This window comes from Chitinophaga sp. 01L420 (assembly GCF_056399985.1).
In genome coordinates, this window is record NZ_JBFTSK010000164.1 from 1 (window position 1) to 371 (window position 371).

Consider the following 371-nt stretch of genomic DNA (forward strand, 5'->3'; position numbering starts at 1 on the left):
GTGGTAGGATCAGGTACGAATACTTCCGTATCTAATATTGCCGTACTGAAACCAGCTACAGGAGATTCTATTCCAAGTACGCCGGTGATCACCGTGGTGACTAAGAAACCGACGCTGCGTATCGTGAAACAAGCAGCAGCTACCGCTATTGCAGGCGATAGTCTGAAGTATACTATTACTGTGACGAATGACGGACCATCTGATGCCACTGGTGTGAAGATCAGTGATATTGTATCTGATACACTCAGCGGCGTAAGCTGGACAGCGAATACCACCGGTGCCGCATCCATAACAGGCAATAGCTCTGGCAGTGGCGATGTAACACTGACCGGCAATATCACCGCTGGTGCAGGCAATGCCATCAACATACA

General features: G+C 49.3%; 1 protein-coding gene. It reads left to right on the forward strand.

What is annotated here, in order from left to right:
• On the forward strand, positions 1-371 hold a 371-nt coding region (locus AC1DP6_RS36625; protein WP_477059333.1), incomplete at both ends, for a DUF7507 domain-containing protein.